At 63.5% G+C, this 14,799-nt stretch carries 15 protein-coding genes; 10 read left to right on the top strand and 5 right to left on the bottom strand.

Annotated elements, in window-relative coordinates:
* Window positions 1-123 precede the first annotated feature (123 nt).
* The gene (locus tag MKK04_RS24205; RefSeq protein WP_003257757.1) at window positions 124-525 is read left to right on the top strand and encodes an acyl-CoA thioesterase; all 402 of its coding nucleotides are present in this window, start codon (window positions 124-126) and stop codon (window positions 523-525) included.
* Window positions 526-577: 52 nt separating this feature from the next.
* Here the strand turns inward: MKK04_RS24205 and MKK04_RS24200 are convergent, their stop codons facing one another.
* Complete coding sequence (locus MKK04_RS24200; RefSeq protein ID WP_241106044.1) at window positions 578-1,813, bottom strand: cation:proton antiporter; 1,236 nt, start codon at window positions 1,811-1,813, stop codon at window positions 578-580.
* 190 nt (window positions 1,814-2,003) lie between these two features.
* Here MKK04_RS24200 and MKK04_RS24195 point away from each other — a divergent pair, with 190 nt between their 5' ends.
* Window positions 2,004-2,837, top strand: a complete 834-nt coding sequence (locus tag MKK04_RS24195) for an EamA family transporter (RefSeq protein WP_063911985.1) — start codon at window positions 2,004-2,006, stop codon at window positions 2,835-2,837.
* Between the two features lie 30 nt (window positions 2,838-2,867).
* Window positions 2,868-3,254 carry an MAPEG family protein gene (locus tag MKK04_RS24190; RefSeq protein ID WP_207828557.1) on the top strand — a complete coding sequence of 129 codons (387 nt, stop codon included), beginning with the start codon at window positions 2,868-2,870 and terminating at the stop codon, window positions 3,252-3,254.
* 111 nt (window positions 3,255-3,365) lie between these two features.
* Here the strand turns inward: MKK04_RS24190 and mltA are convergent, their stop codons facing one another.
* Window positions 3,366-4,517, bottom strand: coding sequence for a murein transglycosylase A (mltA, locus tag MKK04_RS24185; RefSeq protein ID WP_207828559.1), 1,152 nt, complete (start codon window positions 4,515-4,517; stop codon window positions 3,366-3,368).
* A 119-nt stretch (window positions 4,518-4,636) separates the two neighbouring features.
* On the opposite strand from mltA, the gene MKK04_RS24180 reads away from it, so the two are divergent.
* Window positions 4,637-5,083 (top strand): c-type cytochrome, encoded by a 447-nt coding sequence (locus MKK04_RS24180; RefSeq protein ID WP_025340887.1) that lies wholly within the window; start codon window positions 4,637-4,639, stop codon window positions 5,081-5,083.
* A 183-nt stretch (window positions 5,084-5,266) separates the two neighbouring features.
* On the opposite strand, the gene MKK04_RS24175 is transcribed toward MKK04_RS24180, so the two are convergent.
* The 3 genes from MKK04_RS24175 to MKK04_RS24165 all read right to left on the bottom strand — a co-directional run bounded on the left by MKK04_RS24175 (window position 5,267) and on the right by MKK04_RS24165 (window position 8,119).
* Window positions 5,267-5,659, bottom strand: a complete 393-nt coding sequence (locus tag MKK04_RS24175) for a DUF1090 domain-containing protein (RefSeq protein ID WP_207828561.1) — start codon at window positions 5,657-5,659, stop codon at window positions 5,267-5,269.
* A gap of 258 nt (window positions 5,660-5,917) precedes the next feature.
* Entirely contained in the window at window positions 5,918-7,108 is a 1,191-nt protein-coding gene (gene metK / locus MKK04_RS24170) for a methionine adenosyltransferase (RefSeq protein WP_063911980.1), read from the bottom strand.
* Between the two features lie 18 nt (window positions 7,109-7,126).
* Window positions 7,127-8,119, bottom strand: a complete 993-nt coding sequence (locus MKK04_RS24165) for an ArsR/SmtB family transcription factor (protein WP_207828564.1) — start codon at window positions 8,117-8,119, stop codon at window positions 7,127-7,129.
* A 344-nt stretch (window positions 8,120-8,463) separates the two neighbouring features.
* Here MKK04_RS24165 and tkt point away from each other — a divergent pair, with 344 nt between their 5' ends.
* From tkt to fba, 6 genes are all read left to right on the top strand, one after another.
* Entirely contained in the window at window positions 8,464-10,461 is a 1,998-nt protein-coding gene (gene tkt / locus MKK04_RS24160) for a transketolase (RefSeq protein ID WP_207828567.1), read from the top strand.
* Between the two features lie 180 nt (window positions 10,462-10,641).
* On the top strand, window positions 10,642-11,703 hold the full coding sequence (gene epd / locus MKK04_RS24155) for an erythrose-4-phosphate dehydrogenase (RefSeq protein WP_207828569.1): 1,062 nt from the start codon (window positions 10,642-10,644) through the stop codon (window positions 11,701-11,703).
* A gap of 12 nt (window positions 11,704-11,715) precedes the next feature.
* A complete protein-coding gene (locus tag MKK04_RS24150; protein ID WP_024087831.1) occupies window positions 11,716-12,879 on the top strand; it encodes a phosphoglycerate kinase in 1,164 nt (387 codons plus the stop codon).
* Window positions 12,879-13,130: a hypothetical protein gene (locus MKK04_RS24145; protein ID WP_025340881.1), complete on the top strand. Its 252-nt coding sequence runs from the start codon at window positions 12,879-12,881 to the stop codon at window positions 13,128-13,130. The genes MKK04_RS24150 and MKK04_RS24145 overlap by 1 nt, the downstream gene beginning before the upstream one ends.
* A 63-nt stretch (window positions 13,131-13,193) precedes the next feature.
* The gene (locus tag MKK04_RS24140; protein WP_063911976.1) at window positions 13,194-13,523 is read left to right on the top strand and encodes an MliC family protein; all 330 of its coding nucleotides are present in this window, start codon (window positions 13,194-13,196) and stop codon (window positions 13,521-13,523) included.
* Window positions 13,524-13,623: 100 nt separating this feature from the next.
* Entirely contained in the window at window positions 13,624-14,688 is a 1,065-nt protein-coding gene (gene fba, locus MKK04_RS24135) for a class II fructose-bisphosphate aldolase (protein WP_016712383.1), read from the top strand.
* Window positions 14,689-14,799 lie beyond the last annotated feature (111 nt).

The following is a 14,799-nucleotide window of genomic DNA, read 5'->3' as shown; positions in this document are numbered from 1 at the left end:
GCGCCCGTCGGCTTGCCCAAGGTTTTCTGTCGATTAATCGCGACGATAGTCGATGTTCAATGGAGCGACAGCGGCCGCTCTGCCATCATTGCTACACGTTAGTCAGGCAGGTCAGGAGTACAGATGAACTTTCATACCCGCAAGTGGGTTAAACCCGAAGACCTCAACCCCAATGGCACCCTGTTCGGTGGCAGCCTGTTGCGCTGGATCGACGAAGAGGCGGCGATCTACGCCATCGTCCAGCTGGGCAACCAGCGTGTGGTGACCAAGTACATATCGGAAATCAACTTCGTCAGTGCCTCGCGCCAGGGCGACATCATCGAGCTGGGCATCACCGCCACCGAGTTCGGCCGCACCTCGATCACCCTCAAGTGCGAAGTGCGCAACAAGATCACCCGCAAGGCCATCCTCACGGTCGACAAGATGGTCTTCGTCAACCTTGGCGAGGACGGGCTGCCGGCGGCGCATGGGCGGACCGAGATCAAGTACATCCAGGACCAGTTCCCGGATTCCGCGGTGGAATAAGTTCAGCATTTGGCGCTTCGCGGGCAAGCCCGCGAAGAGGCCGGAAACTATCTCAAGGCTGAGCGCTGACCTTGCGCACCACCCGGCCGATACTCAACCCCTGCACCAGGATCGACGACAGCACCACGATGTAGGTGATCGACAGCAGCAGGTCACGTTCCTCGCCCTGTGGCAGTGACAGTGCCAGGGCTACCGACACCCCACCGCGCAGGCCACCCCAGGTCAGCACCCGCACCGTGCCCTTGGGCACCGGGCGCCAGCGCCGCAGCAGCACGATCGCCGGGGCCACGGTCAGCAGCCGCGACAGCAGCACCGCCAGCGCCAGCACGCCACCGGCTGCCAGGTGCATCCAGTTGAATGGCAGCAGCAACAGTTCCAGGCCGATCAACGCGAACAGCAGGGCGTTGAGCATGTCGTCGATCAGCTCCCAGAAACCGTCCATGTAGCGACGGGTCATGTCGTTCATCGCCAGGTTGCGCCCCAGGTTGCCGATGATCAGCCCGGCCACCACCATGGCGATCGGCGCCGAAACGTGCAGCTCGTAGCACATCGCCGAGCCGCCGATGACCAGCGCCAGGGTCAGCATCACTTCCACCTGATATTGCTCGACGCTCTTGATCATGCGGTAGGTGGCGTAGCCGATCAGGCCGCCGAACGCCACGCCGCCGATGGCCTCGCGGGCGAACAGGATCGCGGTGTCGGTCATGCTCGGCGTCTCGCCCAGCTGGATGATGCCCAGCAGCACGGTGAACACCACTACCGCAGTGCCATCGTTGAACAGCGACTCGCCGACGATGGTTGTTTTAAGCGGTTTCGAGGCATTGGCGGTACGTAGTGCACCAAGCACGGCAATCGGGTCGGTGGGCGAGATCAGCGCACCGAACAACAGGCAGTAGATCAGCGGCACCTGCCAGCCGAACAGGGCGAACACCCAATGCGACAGGTAGCCGATGACCACGGTGGCAATCAATACGCCGACGGTGGCCAGCAGGCCGATGGGCCAGCGGTAGCTGCGCAGGTCGGAGAGGTTGACGTGCAAGGCCCCGGCGAACAGCAGGAACGCCAGCATCCAGTGCATCAGCAGGTCGTTGAAGTCGATCTGGTTCATCAGCCCTTCGACGCGTGCTTCCAGGCCAGGGAAGCCGATCAGGCTCAGGCCTTGCAGCATCAGGGAGAACAGCAGGGCCGTGACCATTACGCCGATGGCGGGGGGCAGGCCGATGAAACGGTAATTTACATAGGTGAGGAGGGTAGTGAGGCAGATAAACGCAGCAACGAGTTCAAGCATCCCGAATCCTGTAACAGTGGCTTCCAAGTCGTAACCCGAACGGCTCGGGCAGTTCTTTGATGACCTGGCGCGGGGTTCGGGACACAAGGTTTGACCAGATTCGTTCCAATCGTTCCCGTACAAGGGGCCGCACAGCGGCCCCCGAACGCTATATATTCACAGCCATGAAAAGCCACAAGGATAAGAAGGCGTGCTGGCAACTTCCCTGGTACTGATCGCCGCCCTGCTGCACGCGACCTGGAATACCCTGATCAAATTCAGCGGCGAGCGCCTGCTGGTGATCGCCAGCATGGATACGGTGGCGTTGGCCTTCGCGGTGCTGGCGGTGCCCTTCGTCGAGGTGCCGCCGGCCAACATCTGGCCCTGGCTGCTGGCTTCGGCGCTGGCCGAGCAGCTGTACCGCTTCCTGCTTATCCAGGCCTACCGCGTGGGCGACCTGGGGCTGGTCTATCCTCTGATGCGCGGGCTGTCGCCGCTGGTGGTGCTGGGACTGACCCTGGCCTTTGCCGGCGAGTCGCTGAGCCAGCAGCAGATCATCGGCATCCTGCTGATCCCTTGTGGCATGGCTTGCCTGTTGTGGCAGGGCGGCGGCGGTGACCGGCTGCCTTGGTCGATGCTGCCGGTGGTGGCCCTGATAGGCCTGTGCATTGGTTGCTACACCTGGTTCGACGGCCAGGCCGTGCGCTTGTGGGGCAAGCCCTGGGATTACCTGGTGTGGCTGACCTTGCTCAGTGCCTGGCCCTTCCCGCTGCTGGCCAGCGTGGCACGACGTGCGCCGTTCGTGCTGTTCTGGCGCCTGCAGTGGCGTCTGGGGCTGGCGGTGGGGTTGTGCGTATTGCTCAGCTACGCGCTGGTGCTGTGGGCCATGCACCTGGGGTCGGTGGCCGAGGCGGCGGCACTGCGCGAGTTGAGCGTGATCCTGGTGGTGCTGTTGGGCATGCGCTACCTGAAAGAACCTTTTGGCGGGCCGAGACTCCTAGCTTGCGGGCTGGTGTTGGCCGGCATGCTGGTAATGAAGCTTTGACCCGAAAAGACTGAACAAGGAGTCCTGTCCATGACCGTTGCCCTGTGGTGCATCCTGATTGCGCTGGTCTTGCCGCCACTGTGTGGTTTGATCGCCAAAGTCAGCAGTGGCCGCTTCCGCCTGCGCGACAACCACGACCCGCGTGCGTTCCTGGATACCCTGTCCGGGCTACCGCGGCGCGCGCATGCTGCCCAGCAGAACGGTTTCGAGGCCTTTCCGGCATTTGCCGCGGCGGTGCTGGTGGCGGATATCGTCGGCAATGCCGAGCAGGTGACCCAGGATGTGCTGGGGGTGATGTACATCACCAGTCGGCTGCTTTACATCATCTGTTACCTGGCCGACTGGGCTGCCTTGCGATCGCTGGTGTGGTTTGCCGGGATGGCGATGATCGTGGCGTTCTTCGTGGTTTCGATCTGAGACCGCGTCGCCTTCTTCGCGGGTAAACCCGCTCCCACAGGGTCATCACAGCTCTCGAGAGCGGTGATGTCCCTGTGGGAGCGGGTTTACCCGCGAAGAATCCAGCACCGATCAAGGCACTTTAGGTACTTCAGGCAGTGGCTTGCCCTTGGGCCACAGCATCCAGATCTGCCCTTGCTGCTTCATGTTCCCGGCCAGCTCTCCGGCTTCCGGCCCGGTGCCCCAGAACAGGTCCGCGCGCACCTCGCCTGTAATTGCCCCACCGGTATCCTGAGCCCCCACCGGGCGTACCACCGGGGTTCCGTCCGGGCGAGTGGTGGAAAGCCACAGCAGGCTGCCCAGCGGAATCACCTTGCGGTCGATGGCCACGCTGTATCCAGCGGTCAGCGGTACGTTCAGCGAACCACGAGGCCCTTCGTTGCTGTCCGGGCGGGTGCTGAAGAATACGTAGCTGGGGTTGCTGGCAAGCAGTTCCGGCACCCGCTGCGGGTTGGCCTGGGCCCAGGCGTGAATGGCGCCCATGCTCACTTCTTCCTTCTTCAACTGGCCCTGTTCCACCAGCCAGCGCCCGATTGGGCGGTAGGGGTGGCCGTTCTGGTCGGCGTAACCCAGGCGCAGCTGGCGGCCGTCTTCCAGTTGTACCCGGCCGGAGCCCTGGATCTGCAGGAACTGCAGGTCCATCGGGTCGGTCAGCCAGGCCAGCACCGGTGCCTTGACGCCGTCACGGTTGATCACCTCGGCGGTGTCGTAAGGCTTGAGCACCCGGCCATCAAGGCGACCGCGCAGGCGCTTGCCTTTGAGTTCGGGGTACACGCTGGCCAGGTCGACCACGATCATGTCTTCGGGGATGCCGTAAACTGCCACATGGTTGGTCGCCGACTGGCTCAGGCTGCCAGGGTAGACCGGTTCGTAGTAACCGGTGATCAGGCCGTTGGCATTGTTTTCGGCCGAACGCAGGCCGTATACCTGCAGGTTCTGTTGCAGGAAGGCGCGTACCTGCAGGGCATTGTCGGGTACGCTGGCGGCTGTTTCGCAGGTGCTGGCCCAGACGGTGTCGCGCTTGAGCTTTTCACAGCCGTTGCGCCAGGCCTGGAAGCCGGCTATCAGATCGCTGTCGCTGACGGTGGGCAGGTCCTGCCAGGTGGCATTGGCGTAGGTGGCGATGGCGTGCGGCTCGGGTTTGGCACTTTCGCCACCGTTGCAGCCGGCCAGCAGGGCCAGCGCCGGCAGTGTCCAGGCCAGATGGCGCAGGGCAGATTTCATGAGTACGTTCCTGTCATGGGTGAACATGAATATTCGCCCCTGTTTTTTATGTGGCTATTGGTCTTTGGCCCTTGGGCAGCGATACTGGCCGCCCATTTGCGTAGGCCGAAGTGACCGTGATGTTGAAGCGATTGACCGTTGTTCTGCTGGCAGCACTGGCCCTGGGGGGTTGCGATCGGGTTGACCCGAACTCCCCGCTGGGCAAGCGCAAGGTGATCTTCAAGGACATGCTCAAGACCAGCGAAGACCTGGGTGGCATGCTGCGTGGCCGGTTGCCGTTCGACGGGGTGAAGTTCGCCGACGGTGCACTGAAACTGGACAACCTTTCGCACCAACCCTGGCAGCACTTTCCACAGGCCCGCGATGGTGGCGACAGCAGCGCGCGTGCCGAGGTATGGGAGCGCCAGGCGCGCTTTCATGACCTGGCCCGGCAGCTGGAAGGCGTCACTGGCGAACTGGTCGATGTCACCCGCGGCCAGCCGCTGGACGCTGCGCAGTTGAAGGCGCCGATGGACAAGGTCGAAGCGGCTTGCAAGGCTTGTCATACCGAATTCCGCAATCACTGACTTGACTGCCCGTGCGGGGAGCAGCTGTCTTGCTCGATTTCTGCAAACTGGCGAAATTCCTGTGGGAGCGGGCGCGCCCGCGAACACGGGCGAAGCCCGTGCCATCCACCGCGGCGCTTGCTTCGCGGCGGTTCGACGCCTCGACACGCCCGCTCCCACAGGAATGGCGCATACCAGGGAAAGTCAGCGATCCAGATCCTCCACCGCTTCCTGCAGTTCCTTGCGCGACTCGGCCAGCTTGTCCTTGCGCTTGTTGATCTTCTCCGAATCGCCTTTCTTCTCGGCTTTCTTCAAGTCCTTTTCCCGCTGCGCCACTTCGTGACGGGCTTCGAGCACCTTTTGCTCACGTTCCTTGCGCAGGCTGGCATCGGTGCAGTTATCGACCCCACGCAGCGCCTCCTCCAGCCCTGCGACCTGGTCGTTGTTGCCGTGGTCACGGGCAATCTTCAACTGGTTCTCGATGGCGCTGCGCTTGGCGGCGCAACCGGTCAGGCCGGCATCCGGCTGGGCAGCTTGTACAGCGCCAGCGGCCAGGCCTAGTGTCGCGAGCAGGAAAAGGGTTGAAATACGTTTCATGAAAAGCCTCCTTGACGGGGCGGGGCAGCAAAAGTTGGGGGAAATCCTGCCTTGGTTTTGCCCATTTAGAAACCCTTGTTGGGGCTTTCCGGCTGAATCTCGGGTTTTTCCTGCAGGCAAATTGGTAAAAATTCATTGCTCGATGCTGTGCCTGTCGATCCTGAATCCGTCGAGCCCGGCCTTGCCGCTGAGCCGGCAAACACAAAAAAGCCCCTGCCGATTGCTCGGCAGGGGCTTTCGTCCGGCGCTGCAGGAAACTTACAGACCGGCAGCGTCACGCAGCGACTGGGCGCGGTCGGTGCGCTCCCAGGTGAAGGTGGTGAAGGTGTCGTCGCCGACCGTCTTCTGCTGCGGGGTACGGCCGAAGTGGCCGTAGGCAGCGGTTTCCTGATACATCGGGTGCAGCAGGTCGAGCATGGTGGTGATGGCGTACGGGCGCAGGTCGAAGCACTCGCGCACCAACTGGACGATCTTGTCGTCGGAGACCTTGCCGGTACCGAAGGTGTTGATCGAGATGGAGGTCGGCTGGGCCACGCCGATGGCGTACGACACCTGGATCTCGCAACGCTCGGCCAGGCCGGCGGCGACGATGTTCTTGGCCACGTAGCGGCCGGCGTAGGCGGCGGAGCGGTCGACCTTGGACGGGTCCTTGCCGGAGAACGCGCCACCACCATGGCGGGCCATGCCACCGTAGGAGTCGACGATGATCTTGCGCCCGGTCAGGCCGCAGTCACCCACCGGGCCACCGATGATGAAGTTGCCGGTCGGGTTGATGTGGTACTGGGTGCCCTTGTGCAGCAGTTCGGCAGGCAGGGTGTGCTTGACGATCAACTCCATCACGGCTTCCTGCAGGTCTTTCTGCGAAACCTCTGGGTTGTGCTGGGTCGACAGCACCACGGCGTCGATGCCGACCACCTTGCCATTTTCGTAACGGCAGGTGACCTGCGACTTGGCGTCCGGGCGCAGCCATGGCAGCAGTTTCGATTTGCGCGCTTCGGCCTGGCGCTCGACCAGACGGTGCGAGAAGCAGATCGGTGCCGGCATCAGCACGTCGGTTTCGTTGCTGGCGTAGCCGAACATCAGGCCCTGGTCACCGGCACCCTGGTCTTCCGGGCGGGAGCGGTCGACGCCCTGGGCGATGTCCACCGACTGCTTGCCGATGATGTTCATCACGGCGCAGGTGGCGCCGTCGAAGCCGACGTCGGAGCTGTTGTAGCCGATGTCGATGATGACCTTGCGCACCAACTCTTCCAGGTCGACCCAGGCGGAGGTGGTGACTTCGCCGGCGATGATGGCGACACCGGTCTTGACCAGGGTTTCGCAGGCTACGCGGGCGTATTTGTCCTGGGCGATGATGGCATCAAGGACAGCGTCCGAAATCTGGTCGGCGATCTTGTCCGGATGCCCTTCGGACACGGACTCGGAGGTGAAAAGGGAGTATTCGCTCATCTCGAAGGTTCCTGAAATTTACCGATGGTGTATGTCGCCAGCCGTCCGCTGGAAATGGCGGACCTGGATCTGGAAACCGTTACGCAAGCCCACGTACAGGCTGTCCCCGGGGACCAGCCCGGCAGCGTTGGCCCAACGGGCCAGGTCGTCCTGTTCAAAGCCCAGCCAGAGGTCGCCGCAGGCTTCCCGCGCCCACCCCTGGTCATGGCTGCACAGTTCGGTGACCAGCAGGCTGCCGCCTGCCTTCACCCGTTTGGCCAGCTGGCGCAAGGCCAGGGCCGGGTCGCTGAAATGGTGCAGCACCATGTTCAGCACAACGCAGTCGGCGGCCACATCCGTTGCACCCAGTGCATCGGCCAACTGCAGGTTCACGTTGTCGAGCCCCTCGCGCTGGCACACCTGACGCGCCAGTTCGAGCATGGTCGGGCTGTTGTCCAGGGCGGTGACCTGGGCGAAGCGCCGGGCCAGGTCGGGGAGGAAGCCGCCGTCGCCGGGGCCGACCTCCAGGGCGCTGGCGGCCGGGTCGAAATTCAGTTTGTCGAGCAACGCCAGCAGGCTTTCGCGGTACTGCGGCAGGCCGGCGATCAGGTCTTGCTGGGCACGGAACTTCTCTTCCACGCGCAGGAAGAAGTCCTGGCTGGTGGCCGCGCGGCGTTGCTGCACCTGGGCGATGCGCGCCTGCACGTCAGGCGGCAGGGTCAGGTCATCCACCTCTTCGAGCAGCGCCGCATGCAGCCGGCCGCCCAGGCGCAGGCTGTCGGGCAGGGCGCGGCGGTAGAAGATGGCATTGCCCTCGCGGCGGGTCGCCACCAGCTCGGCCTGGGCCAGCACCTTCAAGTGGTGGCTCATGCCCGACTGGCCCACGTCGAAGATCTGCGCCAGCTCCAGCACGCCGAACGAGTCGTTGGCCAGGGCGCGCAACACGTTCAGGCGCAACTCGTCGCCACTGGCTTTGCACAGGGCAGCCAATGCTTCGCGTTGCTCGGGGATCGATTGCGCACGGAGGTTCATGGTGCGGCAGTCTAGGCAGGTATCATTGCCCTAGCAAGGTCAATATCAAAAAGTTTTGATATTGACTGATGGGCGGAGTGCGGGGTTGCCCTTTCTGGCCTCTTCGCGGGTGAACCCGCTCCCACAGGTTCAGCACTGCCCTCAGGCTTGGTGCGACCCTGTGGGAGCGGGTTCACCCGCGAAGAAGCCGGCACCGATTTCCAGATTTTGCCCCGAAATGAGTGCCAATCAGAGGAAAATCCCCCGACTGCGACCATACGTCATTGCCCCAAGCCCCCCCAGTGGGCGAAAATGGCCGCCTTTTTTCGTGACACCACCTATTCAAGCCCCCCAGGAGATCAGCGATGCCCAGCCGTCGTGAACGTGCCAACGCCATTCGTGCCCTCAGCATGGATGCCGTGCAAAAGGCCAACAGCGGCCACCCAGGTGCCCCCATGGGCATGGCGGATATCGCCGAAGTGCTTTGGCGCGACTATCTGAAGCACAACCCGAGCAACCCGGATTTCGCCGACCGTGACCGCTTCGTGCTGTCCAACGGCCACGGTTCGATGCTGATCTACTCGCTGCTGCACCTGACCGGCTACGACGTCACCATCGATGACCTCAAAGGCTTCCGCCAGCTGCACAGCCGCACCCCGGGCCACCCGGAATACGGCTACACCCCAGGCGTCGAGACCACTACCGGCCCGCTCGGCCAGGGTATCGCCAACGCCGTGGGCTTCGCCCTGGCCGAAAAAGTGCTGGCGGCCCAGTTCAACCGTGACGGCCACACCATCGTCGACCACAACACCTACGTGTTCCTCGGCGATGGCTGCATGATGGAAGGTATCTCCCACGAAGTTGCCTCGCTGGCTGGCACCCTGGGCCTGAACAAGCTGATCGCCTTCTACGACGACAACGGCATTTCCATCGACGGCGAAGTGCACGGCTGGTTCACCGACAACACCCCGGCGCGCTTCGAGGCGTACAACTGGCAGGTGATCCGCAACGTCGACGGCCATGACGCCGACGAGATCAAGACCGCCATCGAGACCGCCCGCAAGAGCGATCGTCCGACCCTGATCTGCTGCAAGACCATCATCGGTTTCGGCTCGCCGAACAAGCAGGGCAAGGAAGACTGCCACGGCGCACCGCTGGGCAACGACGAAATCGCCCTGGCCCGCAAGGAACTGAACTGGAACCATGGCCCGTTCGAGATCCCGGCCGAGATCTACGCCGAGTGGGACGCCAAGGCTGCCGGTGCCAAGGCCGAAGCCGAGTGGAACCAGCGTTTCGACGCCTACGCCAAGGCCTACCCGGAGCTGGCTGCCGAGTTCAAGCGCCGTGCCAGCGGCGAGCTGCCGGCCGACTTCAGCGCCAAGGCCCAGGCCTACATCAACGAAGTGGCCGCCAAGGGCGAAACCATTGCCAGCCGCAAGGCCAGCCAGAACGCCCTGAACGCCTTCGGCCCGCTGCTGCCGGAGTTCCTCGGCGGTTCGGCTGACCTGGCCGGTTCCAACCTGACCCTGTGGAAGGGCTGCAAGGGTGTCGAAGCCAACGACGCCAGCGGCAACTACGTGTTCTACGGCGTGCGCGAGTTCGGCATGACCGCCATCATGAACGGCGTTGCCCTGCACGGTGGCCTGGTACCTTACGGCGCAACCTTCCTGATGTTCATGGAATACGCCCGCAACGCCGTGCGCATGTCGGCGCTGATGAAGCAGCGCGTGATCCACGTCTACACCCACGACTCCATCGGCCTGGGCGAAGACGGCCCGACTCACCAGCCGATCGAGCAGCTGACCAGCCTGCGCAGCACGCCGAACCTGGACACCTGGCGCCCGGCCGACGCGGTGGAATCCGCCGTGTCCTGGAAAAACGCCCTGGAGCGCAAGGACGGCCCTTCGGCGCTGATCTTCTCGCGCCAGAACCTGCAGCACCAGGACCGCGACGCCCAGCAGATCGCTGACATCAGCCGCGGCGGCTACGTGCTCAAGGACTGCGCCGGCGAGCCTGAGCTGATCCTGATCGCTACCGGTTCCGAAGTGGGCCTGGCTGTACAGGCGCACGCCAAGCTGACCGAGCAAGGCCGCAAGGTGCGCGTGGTTTCCATGCCATGCACCAGCGTGTTCGATGCCCAGGACGCGGCCTACAAGCAGTCGGTTCTGCCGCTGGAAGTGGGGGCGCGCATCGCCATCGAAGCCGCCCACGCCGACTTCTGGTACAAGTACGTCGGTCTGGAAGGCCGCGTCATCGGCATGACCACCTATGGTGAGTCGGCGCCGGCTTCGGCCCTGTTCGAAGAGTTCGGTTTCACCGTGGAGAACATCCTCGGTACTGCCGAAGAGCTGCTGGAAGACTGATGTAAATATGGAGGGCAGTGACGCCCTCCAGGTCGTGCAAGGGGGAGGGCTTCGCCCTCCATCGCGACACAAGGCCGCTCCTACAGGGTATTGCGCATGCAGCCCCTTGTAGGAGCGGCCTTGTGCCGCGATGGGCCGCAACGCGGCCCCAACAGCCATCATGCGTTAGCGAGCCAACGAATGTCCCACCTGCGTCCCTACAAAGTTGCACTCAACGGTTATGGCCGTATCGGCCGCTGTGTCCTGCGCGCGCTGTTCGAGCGGGGGGCAAAGGCCGGTTTCGAGATCGTTGCGCTGAACGACCTGGCCGACCAGGCCAGCCTGGAATACCTGACACGCTTCGACTCCACCCACGGGCGCTTCCCCGGTGAGGTGAAGGTCGACGGCGACTGTCTGCATATCAATGGCGACTGCGTGAAGGTGATGCGCAGTGCCACCCCCGAAGGCATCGACTGGGCTGCCCTGGACATCGACCTGGTGCTGGAGTGCTCCGGCGCCTACCACACCCGCGCCGATGGCCAGCGCTTCCTCGATGCCGGCGCGCCGCGGGTGCTGTTCTCGCAGCCGATGGCCAGCGAGGCCGACGTCGATGCCACGGTGGTCTACGGTGTCAACCAGGCCTGCCTGACGGGCAGCGAGCGCCTGGTGTCCAATGCCTCGTGCACCACCAACTGCGGCGTGCCGCTGCTGCGTGTGCTGGACCAGGCGTTCGGCATCGAATACGTGCAGATCACCACCATCCACTCGGCGATGAACGACCAGCCGGTGATCGACGCCTACCACCACGAAGACCTGCGCCGCACGCGTTCGGCCTTCCAGTCGGTGATCCCGGTGTCCACGGGGCTGGCGCGTGGCATCGAGCGCCTGCTTCCGGAACTTGCCGGGCGAATCCAGGCCAAAGCGGTACGCGTACCGACCGTCAACGTCTCGTGCCTGGACATCACCCTGCAGACCGCCCGCGATACCAGCGCGGCCGAAGTCAACCGGGTGCTGCGCGAGGCGGCGCTGGAAGGCCCGCTGAAAGGCTTGCTGGCCTACACCGAGTTGCCGCATGCCAGCTGTGATTTCAACCATGACCCGCATTCGGCGATCGTCGATGCCAGCCAGACCCGTGTTTCCGGCCCCCGCCTGGTGAACCTGCTGGCCTGGTTCGACAACGAATGGGGGTTTGCCAACCGTATGCTCGACGTTGCCGAACACTATCTGCACGTCGTTCACCCAACCCGCAACAAACAGCCCTGAAGGACTGCATTCATGACCGTGTTGAAGATGACCGACCTCGACCTGCAAGGTAAGCGCGTACTGATCCGCGAAGACCTCAACGTGCCTGTGAAGGACGGTGTGGTAGCCAGCGACGCGCGTATCCTGGCAGCGCTGCCGACCATCAAGCTGGCCCTGGAGAAGGGCGCGGCGGTAATGGTCTGCTCGCACCTGGGTCGCCCGACCGAGGGTGAGTTCTCTGCCGAGAACAGCCTCAAGCCGGTCGCTGACTACCTGAGCAAGGCCCTGGGCCGCGACGTGCCGCTGGTTGCCGACTACCTCGACGGTGTCGAGGTCAAGGCTGGTGACCTGGTGCTGTTCGAGAACGTGCGCTTCAACAAGGGCGAGAAGAAGAACGCCGACGAACTGGCGCAGAAATACGCCGCCCTGTGCGACGTGTTCGTCATGGACGCTTTCGGTACTGCACACCGTGCCGAAGGTTCGACCCATGGCGTTGCCAAGTTTGCCAAGGTCGCCGCTGCCGGCCCGCTGCTGGCAGCCGAGCTGGATGCCCTGGGCAAGGCCCTGAAGGCCCCGGCCAAGCCGATGGCGGCCATCGTTGCCGGCTCCAAGGTCTCCACCAAGCTGGACGTGCTGAACAGCCTGAGCTCGGTCTGCGACCAGCTGATCGTCGGTGGCGGCATCGCCAACACCTTCCTGGCTGCAGCCGGCCACCCGGTGGGCAAGTCGCTGTACGAGCCTGACCTGGTCGACACCGCCAAGGCCATCGCCGCCAAGGTCAGCGTACCTCTGCCGGTCGACGTGGTGGTTGCCAAGGAGTTCGCCGAGAGCGCCGAAGCTACCGTCAAGGCCATTGCCGACGTTGCCGCTGACGACATGATCCTGGACATCGGCCCGCAAACCGCAGCCAACTTCGCCGAGCTGCTGAAGTCGTCGAAGACCATCCTGTGGAACGGCCCGGTTGGCGTGTTCGAGTTCGACCAGTTCGGCAACGGCACCAAGGTGCTGGCCAAGGCCATCGCCGACAGTGCTGCGTTCTCCATCGCCGGCGGCGGTGACACCCTGGCAGCCATCGACAAATATGGCGTTGGCGCCGATATCTCCTACATTTCTACCGGTGGTGGCGCTTTCCTCGAGTTTGTCGAGGGCAAGGTCCTGCCAGCCGTGGCAATCCTGGAAGAGCGGGCCAAGGCCTGATGACGTCGGCGCTTGGCAAAGGGAGTGGCCTGATGGTCAAGCAATTGCCTGTGATGATGCTGGCTGGTCTGCTGAGCGCCTGCGCCGGCAGCCCGGCTTCGGATGCCGATCCGGCGCAGCCGCCCAAGGGCGGTTGCTACCAGTCCGAGTGGCAGGCCGAGACCGTGCCGGTCATCAGCAAGCGCGTGGGCCCGGAGGGCCTGGAAAAGTACGACGAAGACCACCAGCGCAAGGCGCCGGGTTGCCCTTGATCTCGACATTTCGTCGGGCCAGGCAACCAAGCGGACGCTGCGTGGTCATCTAGAGGATATGTAATGAAAGCGCTTTTGGCCGTGACGGCCCTGGCGACACTGGCAGGATGCTCACTGCTGCAGCCGGCGCAACCCGCCCCGGCAGACGACTGGACCCGTTGGGTCTGCGACACCCAGGCTGAAGTGCTATGGCGTTTCGCCGATGCGCAGCGCGACCAGGTCGATGTGCGCCTTGGTGGCGGCGACCAGGTCTACCGGCTCAAGGCCGAGCCGGGGGCATCGGGTGCGCTGTACAGCGATGGCATGCTGGCCTTTCACACCAAAGGCGAAGAAGGCCTGGTGTACTGGGTGGCAACCAACGATCTGATTGGGCGGGGCTGCAAGGCACCGTGACTGGCCGGGCCGCGAGGGTGGCCCACACTACTTGAACAGCAACCGCCCCTGCGGCAGGCTTGCACGAAACAAACGACGCTTGTCGGGAGAGAGATACACAATGGCACTCATTAGCATGCGCCAGATGCTGGACCACGCCGCCGAGTTCGGTTACGGCGTACCAGCTTTCAACGTCAACAACCTCGAGCAGATGCGCGCCATCATGGAAGCGGCCGACAAGACCGACTCCCCGGTGATCGTCCAGGCTTCGGCCGGTGCCCGCAAATACGCCGGTGCTCCGTTCCTGCGCCACCTGATCCTGGCTGCCATCGAAGAGTTCCCGCATATCCCGGTGTGCATGCACCAGGACCACGGCACCAGCCCTGACGTTTGCCAGCGCTCGATTCAGCTGGGCTTCAGCTCGGTCATGATGGACGGCTCGCTGGGTGAAGACGGCAAGACTCCAACCGACTACGAGTACAACGTCCGCGTTACCCAGCAGACCGTTGCCATGGCACATGCCTGTGGCGTTTCGGTAGAAGGCGAACTGGGTTGCCTGGGTTCGCTGGAAACCGGCATGGCCGGTGAAGAAGACGGTATCGGCGCCGAAGGCGTGCTGGACCACAGCCAGATGCTGACCGACCCGGAAGAAGCCGCCGACTTCGTCAAGAAGACCCAGGTCGATGCCTTGGCGATCGCCATCGGTACCAGCCACGGTGCCTACAAGTTCACCAAGCCACCAACCGGTGACGTGCTGGCCATCGACCGCATCAAGGAAATCCACAAGCGCATCCCCAACACCCACCTGGTGATGCACGGTTCGTCCTCGGTACCGCAAGAGTGGCTGGCGATCATCAACCAGTACGGCGGCGACATCAAGGAAACCTATGGTGTACCGGTCGAAGAAATCGTCGAAGGTATCAAGTACGGCGTGCGCAAGGTCAACATCGACACCGACCTGCGCCTGGCTTCCACCGGTGCCATGCGCCGCCTGATGGCGCAGAACCCGAGCGAGTTCGACCCGCGCAAGTTCTTCGGTGAAACCGTCAAGGCCATGCGTGACGTGTGCATCGCCCGTTACGAAGCCTTCGGCACTGCTGGCAATGCCTCGAAGATCAAGCCGATCTCCCTGGAAGGCATGTACCAGCGCTACCTGAAAGGTGAGCTGGCCGCCAAGGTCAACTGATCTTCTGGCATGAATGAAAAAGCCCGCAGCGATGCGGGTTTTTTCATTTTCGGGTGATGGAACCTTCCGCCTGTGCCGGCCTCTTCGCGGGTAAACCCGCTCCCACAGGGT

The organism is Pseudomonas sp. LS.1a (assembly GCF_022533585.1).
In the GTDB taxonomy this organism is placed as follows: domain Bacteria; phylum Pseudomonadota; class Gammaproteobacteria; order Pseudomonadales; family Pseudomonadaceae; genus Aquipseudomonas.
The sequence above is the reverse complement of the archived record's forward strand: the minus strand, read 5'-3'. Positions and strand labels throughout refer to the sequence as shown.

Excerpts from the sequence above, each read along its gene's own strand:
- MKK04_RS24200 (WP_241106044.1), bottom strand. The coding sequence starts at position 1,813 with ATGCTTGAACTCGTTGCTGCGTTTATCTGCCTCACTACCCTCCTCACC.
- MKK04_RS24145 (WP_025340881.1), top strand. The coding sequence starts at position 12,879 with ATGACGTCGGCGCTTGGCAAAGGGAGTGGCCTGATGGTCAAGCAATTG.
- mltA (WP_207828559.1), bottom strand. The coding sequence starts at position 4,517 with ATGAAATCTGCCCTGCGCCATCTGGCCTGGACACTGCCGGCGCTGGCC.
- MKK04_RS24175 (WP_207828561.1), bottom strand. The coding sequence starts at position 5,659 with ATGAAACGTATTTCAACCCTTTTCCTGCTCGCGACACTAGGCCTGGCC.
- MKK04_RS24190 (WP_207828557.1), top strand. The coding sequence starts at position 2,868 with ATGACCGTTGCCCTGTGGTGCATCCTGATTGCGCTGGTCTTGCCGCCA.
- epd (WP_207828569.1), top strand. The coding sequence starts at position 10,642 with ATGTCCCACCTGCGTCCCTACAAAGTTGCACTCAACGGTTATGGCCGT.
- MKK04_RS24205 (WP_003257757.1), top strand. The coding sequence starts at position 124 with ATGAACTTTCATACCCGCAAGTGGGTTAAACCCGAAGACCTCAACCCC.
- MKK04_RS24180 (WP_025340887.1), top strand. The coding sequence starts at position 4,637 with ATGTTGAAGCGATTGACCGTTGTTCTGCTGGCAGCACTGGCCCTGGGG.
- metK (WP_063911980.1), bottom strand. The coding sequence starts at position 7,108 with ATGAGCGAATACTCCCTTTTCACCTCCGAGTCCGTGTCCGAAGGGCAT.
- tkt (WP_207828567.1), top strand. The coding sequence starts at position 8,464 with ATGCCCAGCCGTCGTGAACGTGCCAACGCCATTCGTGCCCTCAGCATG.
- MKK04_RS24150 (WP_024087831.1), top strand. The coding sequence starts at position 11,716 with ATGACCGTGTTGAAGATGACCGACCTCGACCTGCAAGGTAAGCGCGTA.
- MKK04_RS24140 (WP_063911976.1), top strand. The coding sequence starts at position 13,194 with ATGAAAGCGCTTTTGGCCGTGACGGCCCTGGCGACACTGGCAGGATGC.
- fba (WP_016712383.1), top strand. The coding sequence starts at position 13,624 with ATGGCACTCATTAGCATGCGCCAGATGCTGGACCACGCCGCCGAGTTC.
- MKK04_RS24165 (WP_207828564.1), bottom strand. The coding sequence starts at position 8,119 with ATGAACCTCCGTGCGCAATCGATCCCCGAGCAACGCGAAGCATTGGCT.